This window comes from Pseudomonas sp. S06B 330, assembly GCF_002845275.2.
Taxonomy (GTDB): domain Bacteria; phylum Pseudomonadota; class Gammaproteobacteria; order Pseudomonadales; family Pseudomonadaceae; genus Aquipseudomonas.
The window spans coordinates 128,300-141,879 of the sequence record NZ_CP088149.1; the positions used below are offsets into that span (position 1 = coordinate 128,300).

The following is a 13,580-nucleotide window of genomic DNA, read 5'->3' on the forward strand; positions in this document are numbered from 1 at the left end:
GAAATCGGAATAACTTGATTGACCTTGTCAGTCAGGACCAGCCACCTTATTGGTAGGAATGACCTGACTAAAATAATCCATTTAATACTCCAGTAAATATCCATATCCGAAGCCTACCGCGCTTGCCACTCAATTTAACGATAACCTTACAAAAACACAAAACCCCGAAAACGGGGTTTTGGTAATATTTCGGCCGTCAGGTTTCGGATGTTGCACGCTGAGATTCAGCCCTAAATCCTGAACTGCGATACATGCTTATCGAGCGTCAACGCCAACTGCTCGATGGCGGATGCATTTCGCGATGCTGCTGAGATGCTCTCGCTGTTGCTTTGGGCCATCTGCGCGATGCGTTCGACATTGCGGGCAACGTCCTGGCTCGCAGCACTTTGTTCGTTAAGCGCCATTGAGATTTGATCGACCACGCCAACAATCTGGTTAGCACCACCACGAATCTGGTCAATGGCGGTGTTGGCCGAGTTGGCCAATAGCAACCCACTATTGACCTGTTCCACACCCACTTCCATCTGTTTGACAGCGTCTTGTGCACTGATCTGAATGCTCTGGATCATTTTGCCGATTTCAGACGTCGACGCGCCGGTGCGCTGCGCCAGCAATCTCACTTCATCGGCGACAACGGCAAAGCCACGGCCCTGATCACCTGCTCGTGCAGCCTCGATGGCGGCATTCAACGCCAATAGGTTGGTTTGCTCGGCAATTGCACTGATGACGTTGACGATGGAGGTGATTTGCTCAATGTCACGGCCCAAATCAGAAATCTGTAGAGCAGAACTCTGCACGGTACCAGCGATCAGGTTCATGCTTTGCAGTGTGTTTTGAATCACCATGCCACCCTCGATCGAGTGCTTTCCGGAGTCAGTCGAGATGCCATGTGCTTCACTTGCGCTGGCAGCGACATGACTGATGCTGACCGTCATTTCTTCAACGGTGGCAGCCATTGAAGAGGCTGATTGAGATTGTTCCAATGCTGCTGTGGACAAGGCATCGGAGGTGTGGGAAATCTCAGTGGCAGCGCTCAGTAACTTTTCAGCCCCGCTCTTGATCTCGGTGATCATTGTGCGCAACCGTGACTGCATTTCGGTAAATGCTTCGAGCAGCTTGCCAATCTCGTCATGGCCTACGTTATCGATTTGGATGTCGAGACGGCCCGCGGCAATATTTTTGGCAGCATCAACCGCCAGGTTCAAGCGCTTACGAATCGACGATGATTGGCCGTAGGCCATCACCAGCGCCGCCAGTGCCGCAATGAGGCCACCGAGGAACATGCTGAAATTGGCAGCGGTGGTGGCATCCTGCAAGGCCTCGGAGCGTGACGCCAAGAGCTTCTGCTCTTCCGCTTGCACGTCGGTAATCAACTTGCGCATGTCATCCATTTTTACTTTGTCCTGACGCCGGTTGATGCGTACCACCACATCGTCAAGCGTCGCTTTTCCTGCCGTCACAGAGCGCCTAAGGGCCACCGCCCCCTCGATGTCTTCGCGATACCATTGTTGCTGAGTTGCCTTAATCTGGCTCAAGCGTCCTTGTTGCACCGGGTTATCGGAGGTCAGCTGTTGAAGTTCCCCAAGCGACTTGTCGAAGCTCATTTTTCCAGCCGTCAAAGGTTCCAGAAAATCGTCTTCGCCACTCAGTGCAAAACCCCGCATCCCCGTCTCAATATTGGTGAGACTGATGAGGAGTTTATTGCTGATCTCGAGAACCTTGTAGGTGTGGATGTTCCAATTAGTGGTATCTTCGATTGTGCTGAAAGTATTGCGAACCAAACCGATCAAAATACAGATAATCAGAACAATTAAGCCAAAACCAGCGCTTAACTTCTGAATAATACTGAGTCTCGAAAGCATGGGATGACCTCAGGGTTAGATAAGCACTTATTGTGGTTATCGCTCAATTGTCGGGAAGCATAAGCTCGCGTCTTCTGCCAAGTCATTGCAGTAACGCATGCGCCCCCTCACATCTGCTCTGAAATGGCCTGAACCGAGCCCTGCCCAGCGATGAAAAAAGCTGAAAATTTCTGAATAACGATTTTTCAGCGCCAGGCCTGGTGCCCCTGTACCAACAACGAAGGGATTTCGTTGATGATCAGCCCCGCTCCAGCGCGCGGGGCGGTTCAGCAAGGCGTCTTGAAGGGCTTTCCATTAGGTTTGAGGCGGATGCCCTGCGCAAGTCGGGTCCATGGCAGATCGGCCGGGTCGGCATTCATGGGGCCCGGGGCCTTGGCGATCAAAATCTGCTCGGCAATTGCGCTGAAGTCGGCTCGAAAATGCACAGAGCTTTTGTTCACCACGAAGCTATTCTCTTCGGGCTGTATGCCTGCAATGCGAAAAAGGTTGCGGTCCAGCATCTGGCTTTTGCTTGAGCTGACGGCTATCTGCACGTCGTCGATTTTCAGGCACGCCACTGGCCCAACGTCCACGCGCATGCCGTTCATCATGGGGCCGTCAAATCGGCAGCGTCCGTCGGACAGGTGTATCACTTCGAAGCGCCCGCTCAGGGGCGTGTCGCCAAGTATGTTTGATTGTCCACCGAGTTCAAGTTCGACAAAGGCACCTACACCGGCATCAATCGCGACCTGGACAGCAATCGGATCGACGATAAGACCGACAGCGGCATTCTTGGCGCCATTGCGCAACAGTGCCTTGATCATGCCGGTGGTGTTGGAGTCGCCCCCAGCCCCCGGGTTGTCTTGTGTCGTCGATTTCGTGTCCCGGTCATTGTAGTCCTGGCTGATGCGTTAGTGTCTTGAGCGGCTAGTTCATTTACTAACGAAAAAGCTATTAGGCGCTTACAGCATGCGCAGCAGCGTCGGGATCATTAATCGCCATGCGAGGTTTGAGATAGGACGTTCGAGAATAGGTGACATCTCGGGTATCCCTGATGACAAACTGAAGAGGCAGATGGGTGTGTTGGTGCAGTCGGCGGTTGAAGCCATAGCACCCTTCCCACCCCATCGTTGAGGCGATCACCTTAACCGCTTGGTGAGTCATCACTCCTTCAGAAAGCCAGCGTAATCTGTCTACCGTCCAATCCATAAAATTCGCGAGCAAATTGCGGTCAACATATGAGCGCAGAGATTCATCAGGTTGGATACGCAACAGCATGGATGGGTTGGCCCCTCAGCGACAGATCCCGCGTCATCGTTCAAAGGCTGCGGTTGAGCAACCGACGCCAGAAATCAGGTGTAAAAAAGGCACCCAAAGGTGCCTTTTCGGTAGGTTTGAGGAGTAGTCGCAGCGATCCCTTAACTCCCAGCCTTGCGACCTTGGGTTCAGAATCCGACCGGCTATGCCCGTCGTCACTACTTCAGAGAAACCAGCTTTCTCAGCTGCCAAAATTACGGGGGGCTCTTGCTGGTACCCAGTCCCGACGAATGCGCAGTTGCGGTCCTCAACTACAAGGCTATACAGAGTGACACGCGTGTCAATCAAATACCTTAGTTCTCGGGCGACAGGTTTAATTCCCTGGATTTAGTTTTGGTTTAAACAGCAGCGATCGTTACTCTACCGTCACGGATTTTGCCAGGTTACGCGGCTGGTCAACGTCAGTCCCTTTGAGCACAGCCACGTAGTACGACAGCAACTGCAGCGGGATGGTGTAGAGGATCGGCGCCAGGGCATCGATGATGTGCGGCACGGCAATCACATGGGTACCTTCGCCATTGCTCATGCCAGCGTGTTCGTCGGCAAAGACAATCAGTTCACCACCACGGGCGCGCACTTCCTGCAGGTTGGACTTGAGCTTCTCCAACAGTTCGTTGTTCGGCGCAACGGTCACCACTGGCATGTCGCTGTCAACCAGCGCCAACGGACCATGCTTCAGTTCACCAGCCGGATAGGCTTCGGCATGGATATAGGAAATTTCCTTGAGCTTGAGTGCCCCTTCCATCGCCACCGGGAACTGCGCACCACGGCCCAGGAACAGCGTGTGATGCTTGTCTGCGAACAGTTCAGCGGTTTTCTCGACGATGGCGTCCATCGCCAAGGCTTCGCCCAGGCGCGTCGGCAGGCGGCGTAGCTCTTCGACCAGCTCGGCTTCGACTCCGGCCGCCAAGGTGCCACGGACCTGGCCCAGGGACAGGGTAAGCAGCATCAGCGACACCAGCTGGGTGGTGAACGCTTTGGTCGACGCCACACCGATTTCCGGACCGGCCTGGGTCAGCAGGGTCAGGTCCGACTCGCGTACCAGCGAACTGATGCCGACGTTGCAGATCGCCAGGCTGCCAAGGAAACCCAGCTCCTTGGCGTTACGCAGCGCCGCCAGGGTGTCGGCGGTTTCACCCGACTGGGAGATCGAGACGAACAGGGTGTCCGGCTGCACCACCACCTTGCGGTAGCGGAACTCGCTGGCCACTTCGACCTGGCACGGGATACCAGCCAGGCTTTCCAGCCAGTAACGAGCAACCATACCAGCGTGATAGCTGGTACCACAGGCCACAATCTGCACATTGCGTACTTTGGCGAACAGCTCGGCGGCTTGTGGACCAAAGGCCTGAACCATGACGTGGTCTTTGCCCAGACGCCCTTCCAGGGTGCGCTGCACCACGGTCGGTTGCTCGTGGATTTCCTTGAGCATGAAGTGGCGATAGGTACCCTTGTCGGCAGCTTCGGCGCCTTCGTGGTACTGCACGGTTTCGCGCTGTACCTTGGTTCCGCTGACATCCCAGATAGTCACCTGGTCGCGGCGGATCTCGGCGATGTCGCCTTCTTCCAGATACATGAAGCGGTCGGTCACTTGGCGCAAAGCCAGTTGATCGGAAGCCAGGAAGTTTTCCCCATGGCCCAGACCAATCACCAGCGGGCTACCGCTGCGGGCCGCCAACAGGCGGTCAGGCTGGCGGGCGCTGATCACTGCCAGACCATAAGCGCCATGCAGCTGCTTGACTGCGGCCTTCAGGGCATCGGCCAGGTCAGGAACGGTCTTCAAGGTGTGATGCAGCAGGTGGACGATGACTTCGGTGTCGGTCTCAGAGCTGAATACATAACCCAAGCTCTTAAGCTGTTCACGCAGCTCTTCATGGTTCTCGATGATGCCGTTATGCACCACCGCCAGCTCGTGACCGGAGAAATGCGGGTGGGCATTGCCTTCTGTTGGCGCACCGTGGGTGGCCCAACGAGTGTGAGCGATACCCAACTGGCCGGTCAGCGGATCGGCGGCAACAGCGGCTTCCAGCTCACTAACCTTACCGATGCGGCGACGACGCTCCAAGGTTCCTTGCTGGGTATAAACCGCTAGACCTGCGCTGTCATAACCGCGGTATTCCAGGCGTTTGAGGCCTTCGATGAGGATGGTGGTGATATTACGTTCGGCGACGGCACCAACGATTCCACACATTAGTTATGCTCCTTGGAGAGTGCGGCACAAATCACATGGACGCCGCGGGCTTCAATTTGTTCGCGCGCCTCAGTGGGCAAGCGCTCATCAGTAATCAGGGTATTGACGCTGCCCCAGGGCAGCTCGAGATTGGGGATCTTGCGCCCGACCTTGTCCGACTCGACCATCACAATCACCTCACGGGCCACTTCGGCCATGACCCGGCTCAGGCCAAGCAACTCATTGAACGTGGTAGTACCGCGCGCCAGGTCGATGCCATCGGCGCCAATGAACAGCTGGTCGAAATCGTATGAGCGTAGTACCTGCTCGGCGACCTGGCCCTGGAAGGATTCGGAATGTGGGTCCCAGGTGCCGCCGGTCATCAACAGTACTGGCTCATGTTCCAGCTCGCTCAGAGCACGGGCAACATTTAGTGAGTTGGTCATCACCACCAGGCCGGGCTGATGGCCGAGCTCGGGAATCATCGCCGCTGTGGTGCTGCCGCTGTCGATAATGATGCGCGCATGTTCACGGATACGTTCAACGGCAGCCCGCGCAATTGCTTGCTTATAGAGGGAGACGGGCTGGCTCTGATCGGCGATCAGTTCCTGCGGCATGGTCACCGCACCACCGTAGCGGCGCAGGAGCAGGCCGTTGGCTTCCAGCGCCGCGAGATCCTTGCGAATGGTCACTTCTGAAGTTTCGAAACGTTTGGCCAGCGCGTCGACGCTCACCTCTCCCTGTTCATTGAGCAAGGCGAGGATATTGTGGCGGCGTTGGGGGGTGTTACGTTTCGACATGGCGTCTTTAAGTTTCGTTTCGAAAGTTAGTGATGCCAATCAAAACCTAAAGCTTTCGGGGCGTCAAGTCGGGCGTGTGATTTTCCACTTGGAATATGTTATCCACAGCGCGCCTCTGAGCATAAAATCGACCACAGAATGCAAAAAGGCCGACTTATACACAATCCAGTCGGCCTTCTTTTTCATCTGTGTATAACTCAGGTCTTCTTGATCTTCTCTGGCCGCTTCCAGCCGTCGATGTTGCGCTGACGTGCGCGGCCAACCGCTAGCTGAGCAGCCTCGACATTCTGAGTGATCGTCGAGCCAGCCGCCGTGGTGGCGCCGTCAAGGATATCCACAGGGGCCACCAGAGAGTTGTTCGAACCGATGAACACGTCCTCACCGAGAACAGTCTTGAACTTGTTCGCGCCATCGTAGTTGCAAGTAATGGTACCCGCACCAATGTTGGTGCGTGCGCCGACCTCGGCGTCACCCAGATAGGTCAGGTGACCGGCCTTGGCGCCTTCACCCAGGTGAGCATTCTTCAGTTCGACAAAGTTACCCACATGGGCACGCGCTTCCAGCACGCTGCCAGGACGCAGACGGGCGAAAGGACCGGCATCGCTGCCTTCACCCATGATCGCGCCTTCGAGGTGGCTGTTGGCTTTGACCACGACGCCTTTGCGTAGGGTACTGTTCTTGATCACGCAGTTCGGGCCAATGACCACGTCGTCTTCGATGACCACACGGCCTTCAAGGATGACGTTGATGTCGATGAGCACGTCGCGACCCACAGTCACTTCACCACGCACATCAAAACGTGCCGGATCACGCAAGGTCACGCCCTGGGCCATCAGGCGACGCCCTGCACGCAGCTGGAAATGACGCTCAAGCTCTGCCAGTTGCCGACGATCGTTGGCGCCCTGCACTTCCATTGGGTCCAGCGGCTGTTCGGTGGCAACCACCAGATCATCGGCCACGGCCATGGCAATCACGTCGGTGAGGTAGTACTCGCCTTGGGCGTTGTTGTTCGACAGTCGTCCCAGCCATTCAGCCAGGCGTGCACCCGGTACCGCCAGAATCCCGGTGTTGCCTTCTTTGATGGCTTTTTGCGCGTCGTTGGCATCCTTATGCTCAACGATCGCTGCCACCTGACCCTGAGCATCGCGAACAATGCGACCGTAGCCGGTTGGGTCGTCCAGGTTAACGGTCAACAGGCCCAACTGCTCGGGAGTGACCTTGGCCAGCAGGCGCTTGAGGGTATCCACCTCAATCAGCGGCACATCACCATACAAGATCAGCACAGTATCAGCGCTCAGACCCGGCAAGGCTTGGGCCACGGCATGGCCGGTACCCAGTTGCTTGTCTTGCAGAACGAAATTCAGGTCATCGGCCGCCAAACGCTCACGCACCAATTCAGCGCCGTGTCCGATCACCACATGAATGCCTTGCGGCTGTAGCTCGCGGGCGCTGTGGATAACATGGCCGAGCATGGAATCGCCGGCGACCGGGTGCAGTACCTTGGGCAGCGCAGAACGCATGCGGGTGCCTTGGCCTGCGGCAAGAATAACGATATCGAGAGACATTGACGGGCTACCAATCCTGGAAGGTCAGTGAAGAGACCTGAATATAAATCGCAGAAAAAGAAAAAGGGTAGCCGAGGCTACCCTTTAACTCAATCGCAGCAGAAGTGATCGGCCTGAGCCAGATTACTTGCCTTTGCGCATTTGCTGGACGGTACGCAGCTGGGCTGCGGCCTCGGCCAGACGTGCGGCAGCGGCGCCGTAGTCGAACTCCGCGCCTTTTTCGTGCAGGGCGTTCTCAGCAGCCTTGAGGGCATCCTGAGCCTGAGCTTCGTCCAGGTCGGCAGCACGTTGCACGGTATCGGCAAGCACCTTGACCATGTTCGGCTGGACCTCGAGGAAACCACCAGAGATGTAGAACACCTCTTGGGCGCCACCCTGCTTGGTCAGCGTGATCGGACCTGGCTTCAGATTAGTGATCAGCGGCGCGTGGCCTGGAGCGATACCAAGATCACCCAGGTTACCGTGCGCAACCACCATCTCGACCAGACCGGAGAAAATCTCTCCTTCCGCGCTGACGATATCGCAATGGACTGTCATAGCCATCTGCTTGCCTCAACCTAATTAGCGCCCCTTGCGGGGCGCCGGGATTACAGTTTCTTGGCTTTCTCGACCGCTTCTTCGATGCCGCCGACCATGTAGAACGCTTGTTCTGGCAGGTGGTCGTAGTCACCTTTGAGGATGCCGCTGAAGCCAGCAATGGTGTCTTTCAGGGAAACGTATTTGCCTGGAGAACCGGTGAAGACTTCTGCCACGAAGAACGGCTGGGACAGGAAACGCTGAATCTTACGAGCACGGGATACCAGCTGCTTGTCGGATTCGGACAGTTCGTCCATACCCAGGATCGCAATGATGTCCTTCAGCTCTTTGTAGCGCTGCAGCACGTACTGGACGCCGCGAGCGGTGTCGTAGTGCTCGTTGCCGATGACGTTCGGGTCCAGCTGGCGCGAAGTCGAGTCCAGTGGATCGACCGCTGGGTAGATACCCAGGGAGGCGATGTCACGGGACAGTACGACGGTGGCGTCCAAGTGGGCGAAGGTAGTCGCTGGCGACGGGTCAGTCAGGTCGTCCGCAGGTACGTATACGGCCTGGATCGAGGTGATCGAACCTTCCTTGGTCGAAGTGATGCGCTCTTGCAGAACGCCCATCTCTTCAGCCAGGGTCGGCTGGTAACCTACTGCCGAAGGCATACGGCCCAGCAGTGCGGATACTTCGGTACCGGCCAGGGTGTAACGATAGATGTTGTCGACGAACAGCAGAACGTCGTTACCTTCGTCACGGAACTTCTCAGCCATGGTCAGACCGGTCAGCGCTACGCGCAGACGGTTTCCTGGTGGCTCGTTCATTTGGCCGTATACCAGAGCAACCTTGTCCAGTACGTTGGAATCCTTCATCTCGTGGTAGAAGTCGTTACCCTCACGAGTACGCTCACCCACACCGGCGAACACGGAATAACCGCTGTGCTCGATGGCGATGTTACGGATCAGTTCCATCATGTTTACGGTTTTGCCTACACCGGCACCACCGAACAGACCAACCTTACCACCCTTGGCGAACGGGCAAACCAGGTCGATAACCTTGATGCCGGTTTCCAGCAGGTCGTTGCCGCCTGCTTGGTCAGCGAACGAAGGCGCATCACGGTGGATGCCCCAACGCTCTTCTTCACCGATAGGACCGGCTTCGTCGATTGGGTTACCCAAAACGTCCATGATACGGCCCAGGGTCGCTTTACCGACCGGTACCGAGATCGCTGCGCCAGTATCGTTTACGTCCAGGCCGCGTTTCAGGCCTTCGGTGGAACCCATCGCAATGGTACGAACCACACCGTCGCCCAGCTGCTGCTGAACTTCCAGGGTGGTTTCCGCGCCAACTACTTTCAGCGCGTTATAGACACTCGGTACGCTGTCACGTGGGAATTCCACGTCGATGACGGCGCCGATGATTTGAACGATACGTCCGCTACTCATAGCTGGATCCTCTGAATATTTGAACCGTTAAACCGCGGCAGCGCCGCCGACGATTTCCGAGATCTCTTGGGTGATCGCAGCCTGACGCGCCTTGTTGTAGATCAGCTGCAATTCGCTGATCAAATCACCGGCGTTGTCGGTGGCGTTCTTCATCGCGATCATCCGGGCAGCTTGTTCAGCTGCGTTGTTCTCGACCACCGCCTGGTAGACCTGCGACTCCACGTAACGCACCATCAGGCCGTCCAGCAGCTCTTTGGCGTCAGGTTCGTAGAGGTAGTCCCAGTGGTGCTTGAGTTCTTGATCCGGGGTTGCAACCAACGGAATCAACTGCTCGACCGTTGGAGTTTGCGTCATGGTATTGATGAACTTGTTCGATACCACGGACAGACGATCAATACGACCGTCCAGGTAAGCGTCCAGCATGACCTTGACGCTGCCGATCAGATCATTGATCGACGGCTCTTCGCCCAGGTGGCTGATTGCTGCAACGACGTTACCGCCGAAGCTGCGGAAAAACGCCGCACCTTTGCTGCCAACCACGCAAAGATCAATCTCGATCCCTTGCTCGCGGTTGACCGCCATGTCCTTGACCAGGGCCTTGAACAGGTTGGTGTTCAAACCACCGCACAGACCACGGTCACTGCTCACGACGACATAACCAACGCGCTTTACAGGGCGGTCGATCATGAACGGGTGGCGGTATTCCGGGTTAGCGTTGGCCAGATGACCAATAACCTGGCGGATACGCTCCGCGTAAGGACGGCTAGCAGCCATGCGCATTTGAGCCTTGCGCATCTTGCTGACCGCCACTTTTTCCATGGCGCTGGTAATTTTTTGCGTGCTTTTGATGCTCGCAATCTTACTGCGAATCTCTTTTGCGCCTGCCATGTAACACCTATCAGGTTAGCAAGCGGGGGCTGCAAAGCCCCCGCTGCGGCTTACCAGGTTTGGGTGGCCTTGAACTTCTCGATACCGGCTTTGATGCCAGCGTCGATTTCGTCGTTGAAGTCACCCTTCACGTTGATCTTCGCCATCAGTTCGGCGTGATCACGGTTGAAGTAAGCAATCAGCGCTTGTTCAAAGCTGCCGACTTTGGCGATTTCAACGTCGGTCAGGAACCCACGCTCAGCGGCATACAGCGACAGCGCCATGTCCGCGATGGACATTGGAGCGTATTGCTTCTGCTTCATCAGCTCGGTAACACGTTGACCGTGCTCGAGTTGCTTACGGGTGGCTTCGTCCAGGTCAGAAGCGAACTGGGCGAATGCCGCCAGCTCACGGTACTGAGCCAGAGCGGTACGGATACCACCGGAGAGCTTCTTGATGATCTTGGTCTGAGCGGCACCACCTACACGGGATACCGAAACACCGGCGTTAACTGCAGGGCGGATGCCCGAGTTGAACATGGCCGATTCCAGGAAGATCTGACCGTCGGTGATGGAAATCACGTTGGTCGGAACGAACGCGGAAACGTCGCCAGCCTGGGTTTCGATGATCGGCAGTGCGGTCAGGGAACCGGTCTTGCCAGTTACAGCGCCGTTGGTGAACTTCTCAACGTACTCTTCGGAAACGCGCGATGCACGCTCCAGCAGACGGGAGTGGAGATAGAACACGTCACCTGGGTACGCTTCACGTCCTGGTGGACGGCGCAGCAGCAGGGAGATCTGACGGTAGGCAACGGCCTGCTTGGACAGGTCATCGTATACGATCAGCGCGTCTTCACCGCGGTCACGGAAGAACTCGCCCATGGTGCAACCGGCGTATGGCGCCAGGAATTGCAGTGCGGCGGATTCCGAAGCACTGGCAACAACCACGATGGTGTTGGCCAGAGCGCCGTTTTCTTCCAGCTTGCGAACGATGTTGGCAACGGTGGAACGCTTTTGGCCGACAGCAACATAAACACAGAAAATACCGGAGTCTTTCTGGTTGATGATGGCGTCGATCGCCATGGCGGTCTTACCGATCTGACGGTCACCGATGATCAGCTCACGCTGGCCACGGCCGACAGGGATCATGGCGTCGACGGATTTGTAGCCAGTCTGTACAGGCTGGTCTACCGACTTACGCCAGATCACGCCCGGAGCAACCTTTTCGACTGCGTCGAATTCGGTATTGCCCAGTGGGCCTTTGCCGTCGATTGGGTTACCCAGTGCGTCGACTACGCGACCCAGCAGTTCCTTACCAACCGGAACCTGCAGGATGCGGCCGGTGCACTTGGCACTCATGCCTTCAGCGAGGGTGTCGTATGCGCCCAGTACTACCGCACCAACGGAGTCTTGCTCCAGGTTGAGGGCCATACCGAACACGCCACCTGGAAACTCGATCATTTCGCCGTACATGACGTCGGCCAGACCGTGAATCCGCACGATACCGTCAGAAACGCTGACGACGGTACCTTCGTTGCGGGCTTGAGAGGCTACATCGAGATTCTCGATGCGGCCCTTGATGATGTCACTAATTTCGGAAGGATTGAGTTGCTGCATTGCTCTGCTGCCCCTTCAAACTCAAGATTTCAATGCTTCGGCCAGTTTCGCGAGTTTGCCGCGAACCGAGCCATCGATTACCAGGTCGCCGGCGCGGATAACGACACCACCGATAAGGGAGGCGTCCTCCGTCGCATGCAGGCGCACTTCCCGGCTGAGCCGTGCACTGAGAACCTTGGCGAGTTTGTCTTGCTGTTCTTGGTCCAACGCAAAAGCACTAGTGACTTCCACGTCCACGGATTTCTCTTGTTCGGCCTTATACAGCTCGAACAAAGCCGCAATCTCCGGCAACAGCAGGAGGCGGTCGTTTTCCGCGGCAACATGAATGAAATTCTGTGCCTGTACATCAAACTTGTCACCGCACACGTCAATAAACGCGGCGGCCTTTTCTGCGCTCGTCAGTCGCGGGGCCTTGAGCAGGCGCTGCATAGTGCCGTCTTCCGACACTGCAGCAGCCAGGCCGAGCATGGCTGACCAATTGGCCAGTTGCTGATGGGCCTGGGCGTGCTCAAAGGCCGCCTTAGCGTAAGGTCGGGCCAACGTGGTCAGTTCTGCCATGATCGCCCTCGCTTAAATTTCAGCGGCCAGTTTATTAACCAGCTCCGCATGCGCGTTTTGATCGATTGTGGCGCCAAGGATCTTTTCAGCACCGCCAACGGCCAGGCTACCCACTTGGGCGCGCAGCGCGTCTTTGACGCTGTTAATTTCCTGTTCGATCTCGGCCTGAGCCTGAGCCTTCACACGGTCAGCTTCGACGCGGGCCTGATCACGGGCTTCCTCGACGATCTGAGCACCGCGTTTCTTGGCTTGCTCAATGATTTCGGCTGCCTGAGCTTTCGCTTCGCGCAGTTGCTGACCCGCTTTATCTTGGGCCAACTCCAGGTCGCGAGCTGCTCGGTTGGCAGCGTCCAGTCCATCCGCGATCTTCTTCTGACGTTCTTGCAATGCCGCGATGACCGGAGGCCACACGAACTTCATGCAGAACAGCACAAAAATGAAGAACGCAACGGACTGACCAATCAGGGTTGCATTAATGTTCACGCCAACACCTCGCTCGTTCTTTGTCCATCACACCAAACCACTCGAGAATTCGAGTGATTAGCCGGCGATTTGACCAACGAAGGGATTAGCGAAGGTGAAGAACAGAGCGATACCAACACCGATCATGGTTACGGCGTCGAGCAGACCGGCAACGATGAACATTTTAACTTGCAGCATTGGAACCATCTCTGGCTGGCGAGCAGCGCCTTCCAGGAACTTGCCGCCCAGCAGGCCGAAACCAATGGCGGTACCCAGGGCACCCAGGCCGATCAGCAGAGCAACAGCGATAGCGGTAAGACCAACTACAGTTTCCATCTTTCCTCCCGACTTTTACGTCGTATTGGTTAGGTTTTTTAGTTTGAAGCGGTAAAACAAAATCGTTTGGTACAGCTGCCCTTG

13 protein-coding genes and 1 pseudogene are annotated in these 13,580 nt (G+C 56.4%); all 14 read right to left on the minus strand.

What is annotated here, in order from left to right:
- Positions 1–230 precede the first annotated feature (230 nt).
- Positions 231–1,094 (minus strand): methyl-accepting chemotaxis protein, encoded by an 864-nt coding sequence (locus CX511_RS25510; protein WP_409077873.1) that lies wholly within the window; start codon positions 1,092–1,094, stop codon positions 231–233.
- A pseudogene (locus CX511_RS25515) lies at positions 1,086–1,862 on the minus strand (CHASE3 domain-containing protein); the annotation flags it as partial. The gene CX511_RS25510 and the pseudogene CX511_RS25515, both read right to left, overlap by 9 nt.
- Before the next feature lie 266 nt (positions 1,863–2,128).
- Positions 2,129–2,749 (minus strand): MlrC C-terminal domain-containing protein, encoded by a 621-nt coding sequence (locus CX511_RS00635; protein ID WP_269216856.1) that lies wholly within the window; start codon positions 2,747–2,749, stop codon positions 2,129–2,131.
- A 46-nt stretch (positions 2,750–2,795) separates the two neighbouring features.
- Complete coding sequence (locus CX511_RS00640) at positions 2,796–3,119, minus strand: hypothetical protein (protein WP_143527811.1); 324 nt, start codon at positions 3,117–3,119, stop codon at positions 2,796–2,798.
- A gap of 394 nt (positions 3,120–3,513) precedes the next feature.
- Positions 3,514–5,349, minus strand: a complete 1,836-nt coding sequence (glmS, locus tag CX511_RS00645; protein ID WP_101293846.1) for a glutamine--fructose-6-phosphate transaminase (isomerizing) — start codon at positions 5,347–5,349, stop codon at positions 3,514–3,516.
- Positions 5,349–6,128: a DeoR/GlpR family DNA-binding transcription regulator gene (locus tag CX511_RS00650; RefSeq protein WP_101293845.1), complete on the minus strand. Its 780-nt coding sequence runs from the start codon at positions 6,126–6,128 to the stop codon at positions 5,349–5,351. The genes glmS and CX511_RS00650 overlap by 1 nt, the downstream gene beginning before the upstream one ends.
- A gap of 197 nt (positions 6,129–6,325) precedes the next feature.
- Entirely contained in the window at positions 6,326–7,693 is a 1,368-nt protein-coding gene (gene glmU / locus CX511_RS00655) for a bifunctional UDP-N-acetylglucosamine diphosphorylase/glucosamine-1-phosphate N-acetyltransferase GlmU (RefSeq protein WP_101293843.1), read from the minus strand.
- Positions 7,694–7,816: 123 nt separating this feature from the next.
- On the minus strand, positions 7,817–8,236 hold the full coding sequence (locus CX511_RS00660; RefSeq protein ID WP_045186333.1) for a F0F1 ATP synthase subunit epsilon: 420 nt from the start codon (positions 8,234–8,236) through the stop codon (positions 7,817–7,819).
- Between the two features lie 44 nt (positions 8,237–8,280).
- Positions 8,281–9,657 carry a F0F1 ATP synthase subunit beta gene (atpD, locus tag CX511_RS00665; protein WP_045186335.1) on the minus strand — a complete coding sequence of 459 codons (1,377 nt, stop codon included), beginning with the start codon at positions 9,655–9,657 and terminating at the stop codon, positions 8,281–8,283.
- A gap of 27 nt (positions 9,658–9,684) precedes the next feature.
- Entirely contained in the window at positions 9,685–10,545 is an 861-nt protein-coding gene (gene atpG, locus CX511_RS00670) for a F0F1 ATP synthase subunit gamma (RefSeq protein WP_028942550.1), read from the minus strand.
- 50 nt (positions 10,546–10,595) lie between these two features.
- On the minus strand, positions 10,596–12,140 hold the full coding sequence (atpA, locus tag CX511_RS00675; protein ID WP_045186337.1) for a F0F1 ATP synthase subunit alpha: 1,545 nt from the start codon (positions 12,138–12,140) through the stop codon (positions 10,596–10,598).
- Positions 12,141–12,161: 21 nt separating this feature from the next.
- On the minus strand, positions 12,162–12,698 hold the full coding sequence (locus CX511_RS00680; protein WP_045186339.1) for a F0F1 ATP synthase subunit delta: 537 nt from the start codon (positions 12,696–12,698) through the stop codon (positions 12,162–12,164).
- Between the two features lie 12 nt (positions 12,699–12,710).
- Complete coding sequence (locus tag CX511_RS00685) at positions 12,711–13,181, minus strand: F0F1 ATP synthase subunit B (protein WP_028942553.1); 471 nt, start codon at positions 13,179–13,181, stop codon at positions 12,711–12,713.
- Between the two features lie 57 nt (positions 13,182–13,238).
- Positions 13,239–13,496: a F0F1 ATP synthase subunit C gene (atpE, locus tag CX511_RS00690; RefSeq protein WP_003097235.1), complete on the minus strand. Its 258-nt coding sequence runs from the start codon at positions 13,494–13,496 to the stop codon at positions 13,239–13,241.
- Positions 13,497–13,580 lie beyond the last annotated feature (84 nt).